The following is a 14,178-nucleotide window of genomic DNA, read 5'->3' as shown; positions in this document are numbered from 1 at the left end:
TCTTGATAATTCTCAGTTAATTTCCAATCGGAATAATTTTTGAAGTTACTTTGCAATTCAATTCATCCTCAAAATTATGTTTGACAAACAACAGCGAAAGCTGAAAAGATCTGCACGCTTAATTTCCGTTTTAAGTAAATACGGCTTCAAAGATATGATTGCCAGAATGGGCAAAAGACCGGAAGAAAGTTCTGCGTCGTCTGACGAAATTATTTCTAAAGGAACCGTTTACGAAAGAATACGATTGGTTTTAGAAGAATTGGGTCCTACTTTTGTGAAGCTCGGACAGACATTCAGCAACCGTGAAGATTTGCTTCCACCAGAATTGATTCAGGAATTACAGAAACTTCAGGATCGGGTAGAAGTAGTTGAAATGAATGTTGAAGAAATTCTGGAAAATGAATTTAATATCGTTGTCAATGAGCATTTCTCAGAAATTATCACAAAACCTTTAGCAACAGCTTCTATAGCTCAGGTTTACAGAGCGACTCTAATGACTGGAGAAGAAGTCATTTTAAAAATCAAAAAACCTGATGTTCTCAGCGTCATTGAAGATGATTTGCTGCTCATTAAAGATTTGGTGAAATTGATTTCTACCTATTCTGAGATTGGGTCAAAACTTAATTTAAAACAAGCCATTGCCACCTTCGAAAAATCTTTGCTGGAAGAAGTTTCTCTCGTTAATGAAAGGAATAATATCAAACAGTTTGCTTTAAATTTTAAAAACAATAAAGAAACATACGTTCCGATTGTCTATGATGAATTTTCAAACAATAATGTCCTTTGCATGGAATTTATTGACGGAATTAAAGTAACAGACAAAGAAGAATTAGTAAAACATCAAATTGATCCCGTTGTCATTTCTGAAGTTGGTTTAAGACTTTTTGTTTCACAGATTTTAGATTACGGCTTTTTTCATGCTGATCCGCACGCCGGAAATATTTTGGTAAAAAGAGATGGAAAAGTTGTGTTCATCGATTTTGGAGCAGTAGGAAAAATTCAACCGAATGATAAAGAAATTCTCGAAAGTCTGATTGTCGCTTTTGTGGCTAAAAATTCCAACAAAATTGTTCGTTATCTCAAAAAAATGGCGGTCAGCTATGAAATTCCGGATGAAAGAAGATTTGAAAATGATGTAGAAGAAGTTTTGAATTTCGTTCACAGCACTTCACTAAAAGATATTGATCCGCATATTATCATCAACAAAATGAAAGATGTTTTGAAGGTTAATCAGTTATATATGCCAGATTACTTCTATCTTTTATTCAAGGGAATTGGGTTGATAGAAGGTGTCGGAAGAACCATTAATCCTGATCTGGATATTGTAAAAAGTCTTCATCCGTACACAAAAAAAATCCTGACAAGAAAGATCAGTCCCAAAAAGCTTTTCAAATCCGGAATGGATAAAATGATGAATTTCACCGATAATGTGGATGAAATTCCGAAAGAGTTGCGTTCTGTTCTGCAGAAACTGGATGATAATAAATTTACTATATCAAGTGAGATTAAAAATATCGAAAAGACCAATCAGCTGATTAAATCGAGCATTGTCAATTTGATTTTGGCGATGGTTTTGGGAGCGAATATTATTGCCACGGCAATTGTTTTTGTTTCAGAATCAGGACCAAGAATTGGGGAGATGTCCTTGGTAGCGGTTTTAGGATTTATATTTTCGGTTTTACTGGTTGTGATTCTTATGTTGAGAATTACGAGGAAGTAATTTTACGTAGATTATTAATATTAAAAATATGCGTCCAATTGTCATTCCGTAGGAAGCTAGGAATAGAAAAGTTTAGTGGCTAGTTTCGTATGGAATGACAAACATTATGTTAACTTTTCAAAAAAAAATGGACATGAAACTTACCATAATTCATATTGTATCCTACAAATTTCTACAATAATACACAACCAAATTAATTGCCTATCTTTGCAAAATGGAAAAACTCACTTTTGCAGACTTTGACCTTCCGGTTAGAGTTCTTGATGTTTTAGCAGATTTAAATTTATTTGAACCTACTCCAATTCAGGAGAAGAGTATCGGACCGATCCTTTCAGGAAGAGATGTGATGGGAATTGCACAGACGGGAACAGGGAAAACTTTGGCGTATCTTCTTCCGGTTTTGAAGACCTGGAAATACAATAAAACGGGAAACCCTACAGTTGTTGTTTTAGTTCCTACAAGAGAATTGGTCGTTCAGGTATCAGAAATCGTAGAAAAACTGACAGAAAATATCACTGCAAGAGTAATCGGAATTTACGGTGGGAAAAACATCAACACGCAAAAGCTTTTATTCAACGACGGTTGTGATATTTTAGTTGGAACTCCTGGTCGTATCATGGATTTAGCGATTGATAATGCCATTTCATTAAGAGAAGTTCAGAAACTGATTATTGATGAGTTTGATGAAATGTTGAATTTAGGTTTCAGACCTCAGTTGACACACATCTTTGAAATGATGAGAGATAAAAGACAGAATATTCTTTTCTCTGCAACCATGACAGAAGCTGTTGACGAAATGCTTGAACAGTATTTCGCAGGACCGATTGAAATTTCATTAGCAAAATCAGGAACTCCGCTTGAGAAAATTGAGCAGACCGCTTATAAAGTTGAAAACTTCAATACCAAAATCAATTTGCTTGAGCATTTGTTGAAGAACAATCAAGATATGTCTAAAGTCTTGATTTTTGCGAATAACAAAAAACACGCAGACTTATTATTTGTAAAAATAAATGAACTTTTCCCGGAAGAATTTGATGTAATTCACTCAAATAAATCTCAGAACTACAGATTGAAAGCGATGAAAAGCTTTGAAAAAGAAGAGATCAGAGGTTTGATTACGACGGATGTTATGGCGAGAGGTCTGGATATTTCAAATATTACCCACGTTATCAACTTTGAAACTCCGGAGGTTCAGGAGCAATATATTCACAGAATTGGTAGAACGGGTAGAGCAGACAAAGATGGTAAAGCCATCACTTTTGTGACTAAAAAAGAAGAAACTTTAGTACTTGACATCGAATTATTGATGGATAAAGAATTAAGGTATATTGACTTCCCGTCTGAAGTGAAAATCAATCCTAAAAAGATTGCTTCGGAAGAAGATGTTATCCTGATGAAAAATCCTGCACAAGGTAAGCTTTATGAAGGTGGCGGAGCATTCCATGAGAAGAAAGATAAAAATAAGAAGGAAAACTGGGGCGGACCATCAAAAAGGAAAGAGCCTAAGAAATTCGGAGCCAACCGAGCACAACAAAAAGCAATCTCAAAATCGAAGAGAAAGAAATAAGCATAAAGAAAAACGATTCCAAAAATTGGAATCGTTTTTTGTTTATTTGAATTAAATACTTGATTCTATTACTAATAATTTACTTCATATAAGGTTTCATCACTTTAGTCCAAAGCTGATAACCTTCAGGAGTTATATGAAGCATGTCTTCCACAAAAAGGTCTTTTCTAATATTTCCATTTGCATCGTTCATTGCTTTTGTAATGTCTATGAAATCTGCATTTTTTTCTTTCTTCATGAATTTTGCGATTTTTTTATTGGCTTGTTTCATTTGAGGCCAAAGATGCTCCCGGCTTGGAGAATATTTAATTGAAATATAATCAACCTGAATATTTGGAAATTTTTCACGAATTTTCCTGTAAAAAGTCTTGTATCTCTCGACAACGACATCTGCTTTTAACTTGGCATCATCTGCAAAATCATTTTCACCACAATAGATGATGATTTGCTTGGGTTGATAAGGGGTTAATAAATCTTCAGAATAATAATTGAGATCTGTCAACCTTGAACCTCCGAAACCTCTATTAATAATCACTTTTTCGGGAAAATAATCTGAAACATCCTGCCATTTGGTAAAAGATGAACTCCCAATTAGAAGGATAGCATTTTTAGGCGGTGCAGATTCCTGATCCAGTTTTTTGAAATTTTGAATGTCCTGCCAGTACATTGGCTTTTTTTCCTGCGAAAAAATAAGGGCAAAAGTGAGCAAAAGAAATGCTGCGAAAATCTTCTTCATTGTTGTCTAATTTTTGTAGGAAATAAATATAATAAAAAACTCCCGAAAATATCGGGAGTTTAGTTATTTTATCTTACATAGCTGATCTGGGTAAAGTCGATGACTTTGTCTCCGTTTTGATCAATATTACCAATCATTGTCATCAATTTCATTTCTGTACTGCTTAGAATGATAACTTTAAATACAAAGATACTATTGTCATCATATTGAATAGTAAGCAATTTTTCTTCTGCATCGTAAGAATATTTACCTTCTGTTTTAGTGCTTGTACAGCTTGTTCCCACTCCGGTTACTGCTGTGTATGCTGCATAGTAATCAATTCTGAATTCTGTTGTACTTTTTGCACTACATCCGGTAGGTGTATCGGTTGAGAGTACAGTTTTAAGGTCTTTTCCAGAAACAACTTCCGATTTTGTCGTCTTCCATTCACCTTTTAGCATATCCAATTCATAGTTTTGAATATCATCATCTTCACAAGAACTAAGCGCTAAGGCTGAAAAGGCAAATAAAAGTAAGTATTTTTTCATTTTCACAAATTTAAGAATATGCTAAAATATAAATAAATTTGAAATATTTATAATGAAATTCAGGTTTTTTAAACTAATGTTTATAAAAAATGTAATATTTGTTCTCAGAGAGTAGAGTCAGAAGATTGAAATTTAAAAATATTGAATTTTATAATTACAATCCGTTAGATTTTAACCACGATCTTCTGACTTCCCGACTTCCTAATAACTCATTTCTACAATTTTATAAGCATCTTGCGGTGTAAGATTTTTATTTTCTCCCAGACCCAGCCAGTTTCTTTCTGTAAAAGCTTTTTCTACACGCTCTGCTGTGTTTTGATAATCTGGGGTGTAATCTGAAAGTTTTGTTTGAATTTCGAGACTGTGGAAAAACGCTTCCATTTTTTTGATTGCAGCTTCTGCTTTTTGTTCTACAGTTCCTTCAGTTATTTTCCACACTCTTTCTGCGTATTGAGCTAATTTTTCTTTTTTGGTTTCAAAATTATAGCGGTAGTGAGAAGGTGCGATTACAGCGAGTGTTCTTGCATGGTCAATTCCATAATAAGCGGTAAGTTCGTGTCCCATTGCATGAACTGCCCAGTCGGTAATTACTCCTTTTTGAATAAGTCCGTTCAGCGCCATTGTACAACACCACATAAAGTTACCTGCCGCATCGTAATCAAAGTTTTCGTTCATTACTTTAGGTGCTGTTTCTTGTAGAGAGATTAGAATACTTTCGGCAATTCTTTCCTGAAGATCAGCCGAAGATGGTGACGTCATATATTGTTCTAAAACATGCGTATAAGCATCGGCAATACCGTTTGCAATTTGTTTTTTGGAATTGATCTGATGACTTCAGGATCTAAAACCGAGAATTGAGGAAACAATCCTGGACCGCCGGACGATAGCTTTTCATTGGTTTCTCTTCTAGAGATAACATATCCTGAATTCATTTCAGAACCGGTTGCTGGTAACGTTAGAATAGTACCAAAGGGCATTCCTTCATCTTCAAGGGTTCTCACTGGTTTTTTCAAAATTTCCCAAGGTTCACCATTGTAATTGGCTGCTGCTGAAAGGAATTTTACACCGTCAATTACAGATCCGCCTCCTACAGCCAGTAAATAAGTGATATTATTTTCTTTGATAAATTGTAAAGCTTTTACTAAAACTTCATACTCAGGATTCGCAGGAACACCACCGAACTCCTGAACATCATGGTTTTTCAAAGCATCTTTTACCTGATCGTAAACACCATTGCTTTTGATGCTTCCGCCACCGTAAATCATTAAGACTTTGGCATCTTGTGGAACTTCTTTTGAAATTTTAGCGATTTCTCCCTTCCCGAAAAGTATTTTTGTTGGATTTTTTAACTCGAAATTAAGCATTGTTCTAAATTTATTTTAGACCAAATTTACGCATTGAGTAGCGAAATTTCAGTTAATAAAAGTGTAAAGTTTGTATGATTGAATTTTATTAAAACTATGAGGAGTTGCAGCAATTTTGTAATTAAAGTTGCTGCAATCTTGATTTCTCATCATTAAATCTTGTGCGGAAAATTTTAAGATGTTGATTTAATTGTGAGTCAGTAATATCTAGTTCATCAATTGCTATCTCAATTCTTTCATTTTTATAATAAAATAATAAATGATTGACTTCACTGCTATTGTCATGTTTTGATTCTTTAAAAGTATAAAATCTTGAGATGATTCTTTCATTTTCTATATCATACCAATTCATGAATGGCTTTTTCAATATTTGTATTCCTTTGCTGTTTATTGTAATTATGGTGGAGTTCATTTTTTTTATTTCCTTATAAATCATGAATACAAAAAATATTATCACAGTAATTGGCATTATTGCAACAAGGCTAAAAAAAATATCTATTCCCTTTTTTAAGACAAGATATAGAAAGAATGTACTGATTATTATAAAAATTGAACACGTTAAAATAGTAATGGCGTTGATGGATTTATAAGTTTTTATCTGTATTTCATTTACATTGGAATAGATTTTTGAGTTCTCCTTAAGTAATGTTTCCATTTTGTTTTCTCTGAATGCAAAGAATATGTTTGCAATTGTTGACAAAAAGAAAATAAAAGAAAGTAATGGAATATTTTTAAGAAAAAAAATCCAATGGCACATGTGATTATTGCAATTATAATAAGAAAATATATGCGGGTTTTATGCATAACAATAGTACTATTTAATGTACTTAGATTCTCTCGATTTTATTTCAGCATTAATCTGTTTTAAACCGATGACGCTAGGAAGTAGAGTGATAAAACATCCGGTAGATATAGGTAGAAGTGCATAGTTTTTATTAACGATTGCAAGATAAAAGAGAAATGAACAGGCAATAATCATAACGATTCCCAATCCTATCAATGCACCTTTAAGTGTTTTCTTTTTTGCTTCTAACTGTTCCGTGGTAAGGTCTGCTAATTTATTATTTTTCATAACAACTGTATTTTATTACTCTAAAACTGTGATGATAGAAAATAATAAAGTATTCTCTTAAACATCCATATTTCTTTTTGAATTTGGCAGAGCGAAAATACAAAAAAATATACTTAGAAAACTTAGTGAATTCCCTTGTTGTTGAAAAATAATTACATGATTAACCTCTTAAATGCAATATTCTGGACTTGATTTCTTCTCTGATTTTTTTCAATCTAAAATGAGAAGATATAATAGAATAACTGAAGAATATTGGGAAGAACGTATAAAAGCCGAATCCTTTTTCAGAGGTTACGAAAATTGAAATTGCTATGATGAAAAGGAAAAGAATGATATTATTAATGAAGCTTTTTTTTGCCTTGTTTTCGTTCTGATAAAGCTCATCAATTGTTTGGTGAGATAATGGTTTTTCAGTCATAATAAATGATTGTAAACAAATTTGAATATAAATATAGGGTTAATTTTTTTAAACAATTGCTGATTCTTGTCTTTTATTATTCTTTTAACCTATCTGAAAATTAAAAATAAATTAAATTTCACACTTTTTTAAACTCAATCGCTCGCAATTAAATTTAAAATCTATTACATTTGTTGTATGAGACACGACCAGCGCGCAGAAAAATTCAGGCAGATTGTAGAAAATAAATTTCAAATTTACAATTCATTATTTATGAGCCTGCCTTATGATAAAATGACCAACATCGGGATGCTACTCCCGTTTTTATATGAAGAAAGCAAAGAGGGTTACCATGCCGGAAAAACTCCTGAACAAATCGTAGAAGAATTCTTTGCTAATCATACCGATTTACATACAGAGGAACAAAAACTCGAATTGTTGTTTAAAATCATTCAGTATATTGAGAGACAAGTTGTTTTGTTTGATAGTATTGAAGATGCAGCGTTCCCAAATTTACATTCTGAAAGTGACAGCGGAACGGTAACCAATCTTTTTGAGCGCTCATTGCAAGATCATAAACTGGAGAAAGTGCGTGAAAAGTTGCGAGATTTTACGGTGAAAGTAGTTTTTACCGCTCACCCCACTCAGTTTTATCCGAGTTCGGTACAGAGAATTCTGCATGATTTAAGAAAATCAATCACTGACGATTCGATTACCAATATTGACATGCTTTTGCAGCAATTAGGGAAAACTCCATTCGTGAATAAAGAAAAGCCAACTCCGATTGATGAGGCTTTGAGCATCATTCATTATCTGAGGTATGTTTATTACGATACGATTGGCGAATTATTTACCAAAATCAAAACGACTTTTGGCAATGGGCATTTTCATTTGCATGAAGATCTCATTCAGCTTGGTTTCTGGCCGGGTGGTGACAGAGACGGAAATCCTTTTGTGACAGCAGATGTTACGAAAAGAGTTTCTGAAGAACTGCGTTCAGCCATTTTAAAATCATATTATGGAAATTTAAAAGATGTAAGAAGAAGATTAAGTTTCAGAGGAGTTTCGGAAGTTCTGGGACAACTGAGTGCTGAGCTTTATACTGCGATTTTTAGAAATGAAAGAATCACCGCAGAAGATATTCTTAAAAGATTAAATGAAGCCGAGAAAATATTGGTAGAACAACATAATTCTCTTTTCATCGATCAGCTTGAAAATTTCAAAGACCGTGTGAAGATCTTCGGAACTCACTTTGCAACTTTGGATATCAGACAAGACAGCAGAATCCACCAACAGGTGATTGATGATGTTTATAAAGCTAAATTTGGTGAATCTGAGGTTAGCAACGATGAGAAATTTAATCAGTTAATTCAGGTTTCAGAGAAAATAGATGCTGATGGTTTTGAGGATATTATAAAAGATACTTTAATCAACGTCGCTCAGGTAAAAGATATTCAGTTTGCCAACGGAAACCGAGGGATGAATCGATACATCATCTCCAATTCTGATGCGGTGAAAGATGTGATGAATGTGTATGCATTCTTCAAAATTACAGGCTACAAGGACGAAGAAATCAATATGGATATTGTTCCGCTTTTTGAAACGATGGAAGGTCTAGATAATGCCGAAAGTGTAATGACCGAATTGTATAAAAATCCGATTTATCAGAAACATCTTGAGAGAAGAGGGAATCAGCAGACGATTATGCTTGGGTTCTCAGACGGAACTAAAGACGGAGGTTATTTGAAAGCCAATTGGGAAATTTATAAAGCGAAAGAAGTTTTGACTAAACTGTCAGAAGAGAATGGTATTAAAGTAGTCTTCTTCGACGGTAGAGGCGGTCCACCGGCAAGAGGTGGTGGAAAAACACACGATTTCTACGCTTCTCAAGGAAAAACTATTGCCAATAATAAAATTGAATTAACCATCCAGGGGCAAACCATTACAAGTATTTTCGGAAATAAAGAGCAGGCAAAGTATAATTTTGAACAGCTGTTGACTGCCGGAGTAGAAAATGATGTGTTTAAAAACTCTAAAAAGGATTTAACTGAAAAAGAAAGAGCGCTAATTCTTGAGCTGGCCAATATCAGTTATAAAAAATATTCAGATTTAAAGGCGCATCCGATGTTTGTCCCTTATCTTCAGGAGATGAGTACACTCGAATATTACGGAAAAACCAATATCGGAAGTCGTCCGTCAAAACGTGGTGGTGGAAACGAGTTGAAATTTGAAGATTTAAGAGCCATTCCTTTTGTAGGATCCTGGTCGCAGTTGAAACAGAATGTTCCCGGTTTCTTCGGTTTTGGTTTTGCAATGCAGCAGTTGAAAGAAGAGGGAAGATTCGACGAAGTGAGAGAATTGTATAAAGGTTCTGACTTCTTTAAAACTTTAGTTTTAAACTCAATGATGAGTATGAACAAATCCTATTTCCCATTGACTTACTATATTAAAGATAATCCTAAATTCGGTGAATTCTGGAATGTCCTTTTCAGTGAATATAATCTTTCAAAAGATATTATGCTGGAATTGACTGGGTTTAAAATGCTTCAGGAAGAAGATCCATTGTCAAGAAAGTCGGTGAAAATTCGTGAGAAAATTGTGCTTCCGTTGTTGAGCATTCAACAATACGCTTTAATGAAAATTCAGAAAGGTGAAGGAAATAAAGAAGCATATGAAAAATTGGTAACGAGATCGTTGTTCGGTAATATTAATGCGAGTAGGAATTCAGCTTAAATAAAAAAATAGACTGTTCAAAAACGAAACAGTCTATTTTTTTAATATTATTTTATTGAGTTAATAAAGTGATGCCGCTAATATCTGCTTTCCCACTTTCTAGGAATTCGTAAGTTATTCTATCTGCCTGACAATCGATGAACTGTACTCTTTTTAGATTATTGTTTTTAAAAAAAATGTTATTGAGTACCGAATGTTGAAATGTCACTTTGGTAAATTTACAATTTTCAAAATAGCAATCATCCAACTTACCTTCAAAAACAACGTCAGCAATATGTGTATTAATGAAAGAAGTACGGTTCCAGATAGATTCAGCAATGATATTTTTCTCGAAACCGCCATCTTTTAAAATTACTCCTGTAAAATCGGTGTCCGTGAAATCGCAGCCTGAGATGTAGCTTTTAGAAAATTCCGTTTCATTCAGGGAACCATTCTTAAATGTATTGTTAGATAAATTAGAATTCTGAATGCGGCTTTTGCGAATCTCAGATTTTGAAAAATCACAAAGATCAACATTATTATTTTTTAGAATAAGATGAGAAAGATCTGAACCAACAAATTTACAACGTTGCATATTTGAGGAGCCAAACTTTTCATCAAGATTTTTCAATCCGGAAAAGTCGGCATCAATCCAATTTCCGAGTGACATATTCCATTTAGGCTTTTGTTCCTGCTTTTCGGATGGGAGTTCAATAGTTTGCTTTTCCGAAAGCTCATCAGATGTTGTTTCGCTTGTTGCAGACTGAAAGTTTTCTGAAAAATAATTAAGATCTACCCCTAAAATTTCCGCAAGACGATTGAATGTGATAAGATCAGGAATTGATTCTCCGCGTTCCCATTTTCCTATTGCCTGAGGACTGATAAATAAGAGTTCTGCAAGTTGTGCCTGAGACATATTGGTCTCTTTTCGTGCCTTGACAATTTTATTGCCAATGATTTTAGTGTTTAACATAGTGTAATTTTTTCTTTGTTTTAATGAAGCAAAGATATTTACATCAGTACCAAAAGCTGTGAAGAAACCAGAATCGAATAGTTGTAATTACGCTACTTTTAGTTGTTATATGACAACTGTAAGTTGTTTTCTGTTTAAAAATTCAAAATAACAAGTTTTTTTAGCTGAAAACGTTCTATTAATCCTTTTTTATATTGTAAAAATAATACATTATTCTTTTATAAATTTCTCGTAATAAACTTTGTCTTTCGTCTGAATTTTCAAATAATAAACTCCTTTCGCAAAATCTTCGACTTTCATTGATTTTTGATTATTAATTTTATTAATCAATCTTCCAAGATTGTCATAAATTTCAAGAGACGAAACATCACCTTCAGTTGCAATATTTAAAATAGACTTTACCGGATTTGGGAAGATGACCAATTTTTCTTTCTTCACCAATTCGGAAGTGTTTAAAACAGAATTATACAAACTTCCAAAATTTAAAATTCCATATCCCATTTGGTCAGTATGGCTCGGAAACAGTGATGCAGTTTGTTTTAATTGAGCTCTCATCGTATTTCTGTTCATTGCAGGAAATGCTTGTATCAGACATGCAACTCCGCCTGCTGCAATAGGTGTTGCAATGGAAGTTCCTGTAACAGAGATTGTAGAATTATTATTCACCGTTGTAGCTGCTGATCCTCTCGCACTCGCATCAGGTTTGATAACTCCTGAAGAATTGGGTCCGAAAGATGAAAATCCAGAAGAAAGTCCCGCAGAATCTACTGAACCAATACTAAAAACTTGTGCATTATCTGCAGGAGTCATTAGGTAATGCCAAGGTTGTTGCCCTGAATTTCCCATAGCGATCAAAACAAAAATTCCTTTGCTTACTGCAATTTGACTTGCTCTCGCAATGAAAGAAGTAGTTCCGTTCATTTGAGCATACGTATAACTGTATTTTGGGTCGTCAAAAATATTATAACCTAAAGATGTCGTTATAACGTCAACACCTTTTCTATCGGCTTCTTCAGCAGCTTCAATCCAATATAATTCTTCTTCGGGAACTTCTACTGTAGCATTTTCGCTTCGATATAAATAAAAATCTGCATCTGGAGCAGAACCCACAAAACTATCCTGAATATATCCGCCAATAGCTCCTAAAACCACCGTTCCATGGTTATTTAATGTGCTTTCGTAGATATTTGAAGTTTTTGTGACAAAATCGTAGCCACCTTTAATCTTATTATTGGTCCATAATCTTGAGAACGCAGTACCGGTATTGACTGTAGGAAAACCTGTATCAATCACCGCAATTGTAACTCCTGTTCCTGTATATCCGGCGAGGTGAAGTGGTCGCAGATTAATTTGATCAATCTGTGCAGAACCAGATCCGTAATCAAAAGTTGTTAAAGTTTTTTGATTTTGTTCAAAACTTTCCCATTTATTAAAGTGTTGAGCCTTTAAGGTCAAAGAAGAGTTTTTAGCGAAACTTTCTACCGATTGTACAAAAGGCTGTGCTTTAATCAAGTTAACCTGAGCCTGGTTTACAGTTACAGCAACTCCGTTCAACCATTTAGAATAATCTGTGATGGTAAATCCTAAATTCTGAAGATTTTGAATGTATGATTGTTCGATAGGTGCATCCTGATCATTGAGAGCAATTCCCAAAGCAGTTCTTCTATTCAATGCCTTTTGAGTGAGCTCTGACAAAGGATTCGCATAAAATGCTGCCTTATTTGGTTTGTCATTAAAATAAACAAAAACAAGTTCGGTCTGTGCATTACTCAATCCATAACCTGTTAGAAAACAAAATAATAAAAGTTTTTTCATCTCTTTATTTTGTATAAAGATAAAACAAATTCAATAAAATTTTTGATAGGATTTTAAATTCCTTATTTTTACGAAAATATTTGTTTGTGAAATCGCTGCGCAAGATTTGTGTGAAAAAATAATAATAGTAAAGCGGTTACATTTAACTTAGAAAAAATAAATTTACGTATGAAAAAAATACAGATGGTTGACTTGCAAAGTCAGTATTACAAAATAAAAAATGATGTAGATAATGCGGTTCTTAATGTGATGGATTCTGCTGCGTTCATCAATGGTCCTGAAGTGAAATCTTTCCAAAACGAATTGGAGACTTATCTTGATGTAAAGCACGTAATTCCTTGCGCAAACGGAACTGATGCTTTACAAATTGCTTTAATGGCATTGGATTTACAAGAAGGTGATGAAATAATTACAGCTGATTTTACTTTTGCAGCAACCGTAGAGGTTATTCATTTGCTTAAATTAAAATCTGTTTTGGTAGATGTAGATTATGATACTTTTACAATTTCTACAGAACAAATCAGAAAGGCGATTACTCCAAAAACTAAAGCGATTATACCGGTTCATATTTTCGGACAATGTGCGAATATGGAAGAGATTTTGAAGATTGCTGAAGAACATAATTTATTCGTTATCGAAGATAATGCGCAGGCAATCGGCTCTCAATTTACATTTTCAGACGGAACTGTAAGAGATGCAGGAACGATGTCAACAGTAGGAACTACTTCTTTTTTTCCATCTAAAAACTTAGGTTGTTACGGTGATGGTGGAGCGATTTTTACAAATAATGACGAATTAGCATATAAAATAAGAGGGATTGTAAATCACGGAATGTACGAAAGATATTATCACGATGAGGTTGGTGTAAATTCTAGACTAGATAGCCTCCAGGCAGCAATTTTAAGAAAAAAACTTCCGAATCTTGATTCTTACAATGATGCAAGAAGAAAAGCAGCTGACTATTATGACGAAGCTTTTGCTGGTAACGAAAATATTTTAACCCCAAAAAGAGCTGAATACTCAACACACGTCTTTCATCAATATACTTTAAGAATTCTTAACGGAAAACGTAACGAATTGCAGAAATTTTTAACTGAAAAAGAAGTTCCTGCAATGATTTATTATCCGGTAGCTTTAAGAAAACAAAAAGCTTATTTTCAGGAAAGTAATGATGCAGATTTTGCGAATACAGATAAGCTTTTGGATCAGGTGATTTCTCTTCCGATGCATACAGAATTAGACGAAGAACAGTTGAAGTATATTACGGATGCTGTGTTGGAGTTTATGAAATAAAG

The 14,178-nt window shown here is 33.7% G+C and carries 10 protein-coding genes and 1 pseudogene; 4 read left to right on the top strand and 7 right to left on the bottom strand.

Annotation, left to right across the window (positions count from 1 at the left end):
• Positions 1–76: 76 nt before the first annotated feature.
• Entirely contained in the window at positions 77–1,720 is a 1,644-nt protein-coding gene (locus EAG08_RS02480) for an ABC1 kinase family protein (RefSeq protein WP_129534059.1), read from the top strand.
• 214 nt (positions 1,721–1,934) lie between these two features.
• Positions 1,935–3,287 carry a DEAD/DEAH box helicase gene (locus EAG08_RS02475; protein ID WP_129534058.1) on the top strand — a complete coding sequence of 451 codons (1,353 nt, stop codon included), beginning with the start codon at positions 1,935–1,937 and terminating at the stop codon, positions 3,285–3,287.
• A gap of 79 nt (positions 3,288–3,366) precedes the next feature.
• Here EAG08_RS02475 and EAG08_RS02470 read toward each other — a convergent pair whose 3' ends face one another.
• The 5 genes and pseudogenes from EAG08_RS02470 to EAG08_RS02450 form a co-directional block, all read right to left on the bottom strand.
• Entirely contained in the window at positions 3,367–4,023 is a 657-nt protein-coding gene (locus EAG08_RS02470) for a GDSL-type esterase/lipase family protein (RefSeq protein WP_129534057.1), read from the bottom strand.
• A 68-nt stretch (positions 4,024–4,091) separates the two neighbouring features.
• A complete protein-coding gene (locus tag EAG08_RS02465; RefSeq protein ID WP_129534056.1) occupies positions 4,092–4,550 on the bottom strand; it encodes a lipocalin family protein in 459 nt (152 codons plus the stop codon).
• Positions 4,551–4,751: 201 nt separating this feature from the next.
• Positions 4,752–5,914, bottom strand: a pseudogene (locus EAG08_RS02460) (iron-containing alcohol dehydrogenase).
• 121 nt (positions 5,915–6,035) lie between these two features.
• Entirely contained in the window at positions 6,036–6,569 is a 534-nt protein-coding gene (locus EAG08_RS02455; protein WP_129534055.1) for a hypothetical protein, read from the bottom strand.
• Positions 6,570–6,728: 159 nt separating this feature from the next.
• A complete protein-coding gene (locus tag EAG08_RS02450; RefSeq protein WP_129534054.1) occupies positions 6,729–6,986 on the bottom strand; it encodes a hypothetical protein in 258 nt (85 codons plus the stop codon).
• A 595-nt stretch (positions 6,987–7,581) separates the two neighbouring features.
• Here EAG08_RS02450 and EAG08_RS02445 point away from each other — a divergent pair.
• Positions 7,582–10,116 carry a phosphoenolpyruvate carboxylase gene (locus EAG08_RS02445; RefSeq protein WP_129534053.1) on the top strand — a complete coding sequence of 845 codons (2,535 nt, stop codon included), beginning with the start codon at positions 7,582–7,584 and terminating at the stop codon, positions 10,114–10,116.
• A 52-nt stretch (positions 10,117–10,168) separates the two neighbouring features.
• On the opposite strand, the gene EAG08_RS02440 is transcribed toward EAG08_RS02445, so the two are convergent.
• On the bottom strand, positions 10,169–11,068 hold the full coding sequence (locus EAG08_RS02440) for a pentapeptide repeat-containing protein (RefSeq protein WP_129534052.1): 900 nt from the start codon (positions 11,066–11,068) through the stop codon (positions 10,169–10,171).
• Between the two features lie 210 nt (positions 11,069–11,278).
• Positions 11,279–12,883, bottom strand: a complete 1,605-nt coding sequence (locus EAG08_RS02435) for a S8/S53 family peptidase (protein WP_129534051.1) — start codon at positions 12,881–12,883, stop codon at positions 11,279–11,281.
• 168 nt (positions 12,884–13,051) lie between these two features.
• On the opposite strand from EAG08_RS02435, the gene EAG08_RS02430 reads away from it, so the two are divergent.
• A complete protein-coding gene (locus EAG08_RS02430; protein WP_129534050.1) occupies positions 13,052–14,176 on the top strand; it encodes a DegT/DnrJ/EryC1/StrS family aminotransferase in 1,125 nt (374 codons plus the stop codon).
• The last annotated feature ends 2 nt before the right edge of the window (positions 14,177–14,178 follow it).

The organism is Chryseobacterium sp. 3008163, assembly GCF_003669035.1.
Taxonomy (GTDB): Bacteria; Bacteroidota; Bacteroidia; order Flavobacteriales; family Weeksellaceae; genus Chryseobacterium.
Note: the sequence above shows the minus strand (reverse complement) of the source record. Positions and strands in the feature narration are given on the sequence as shown.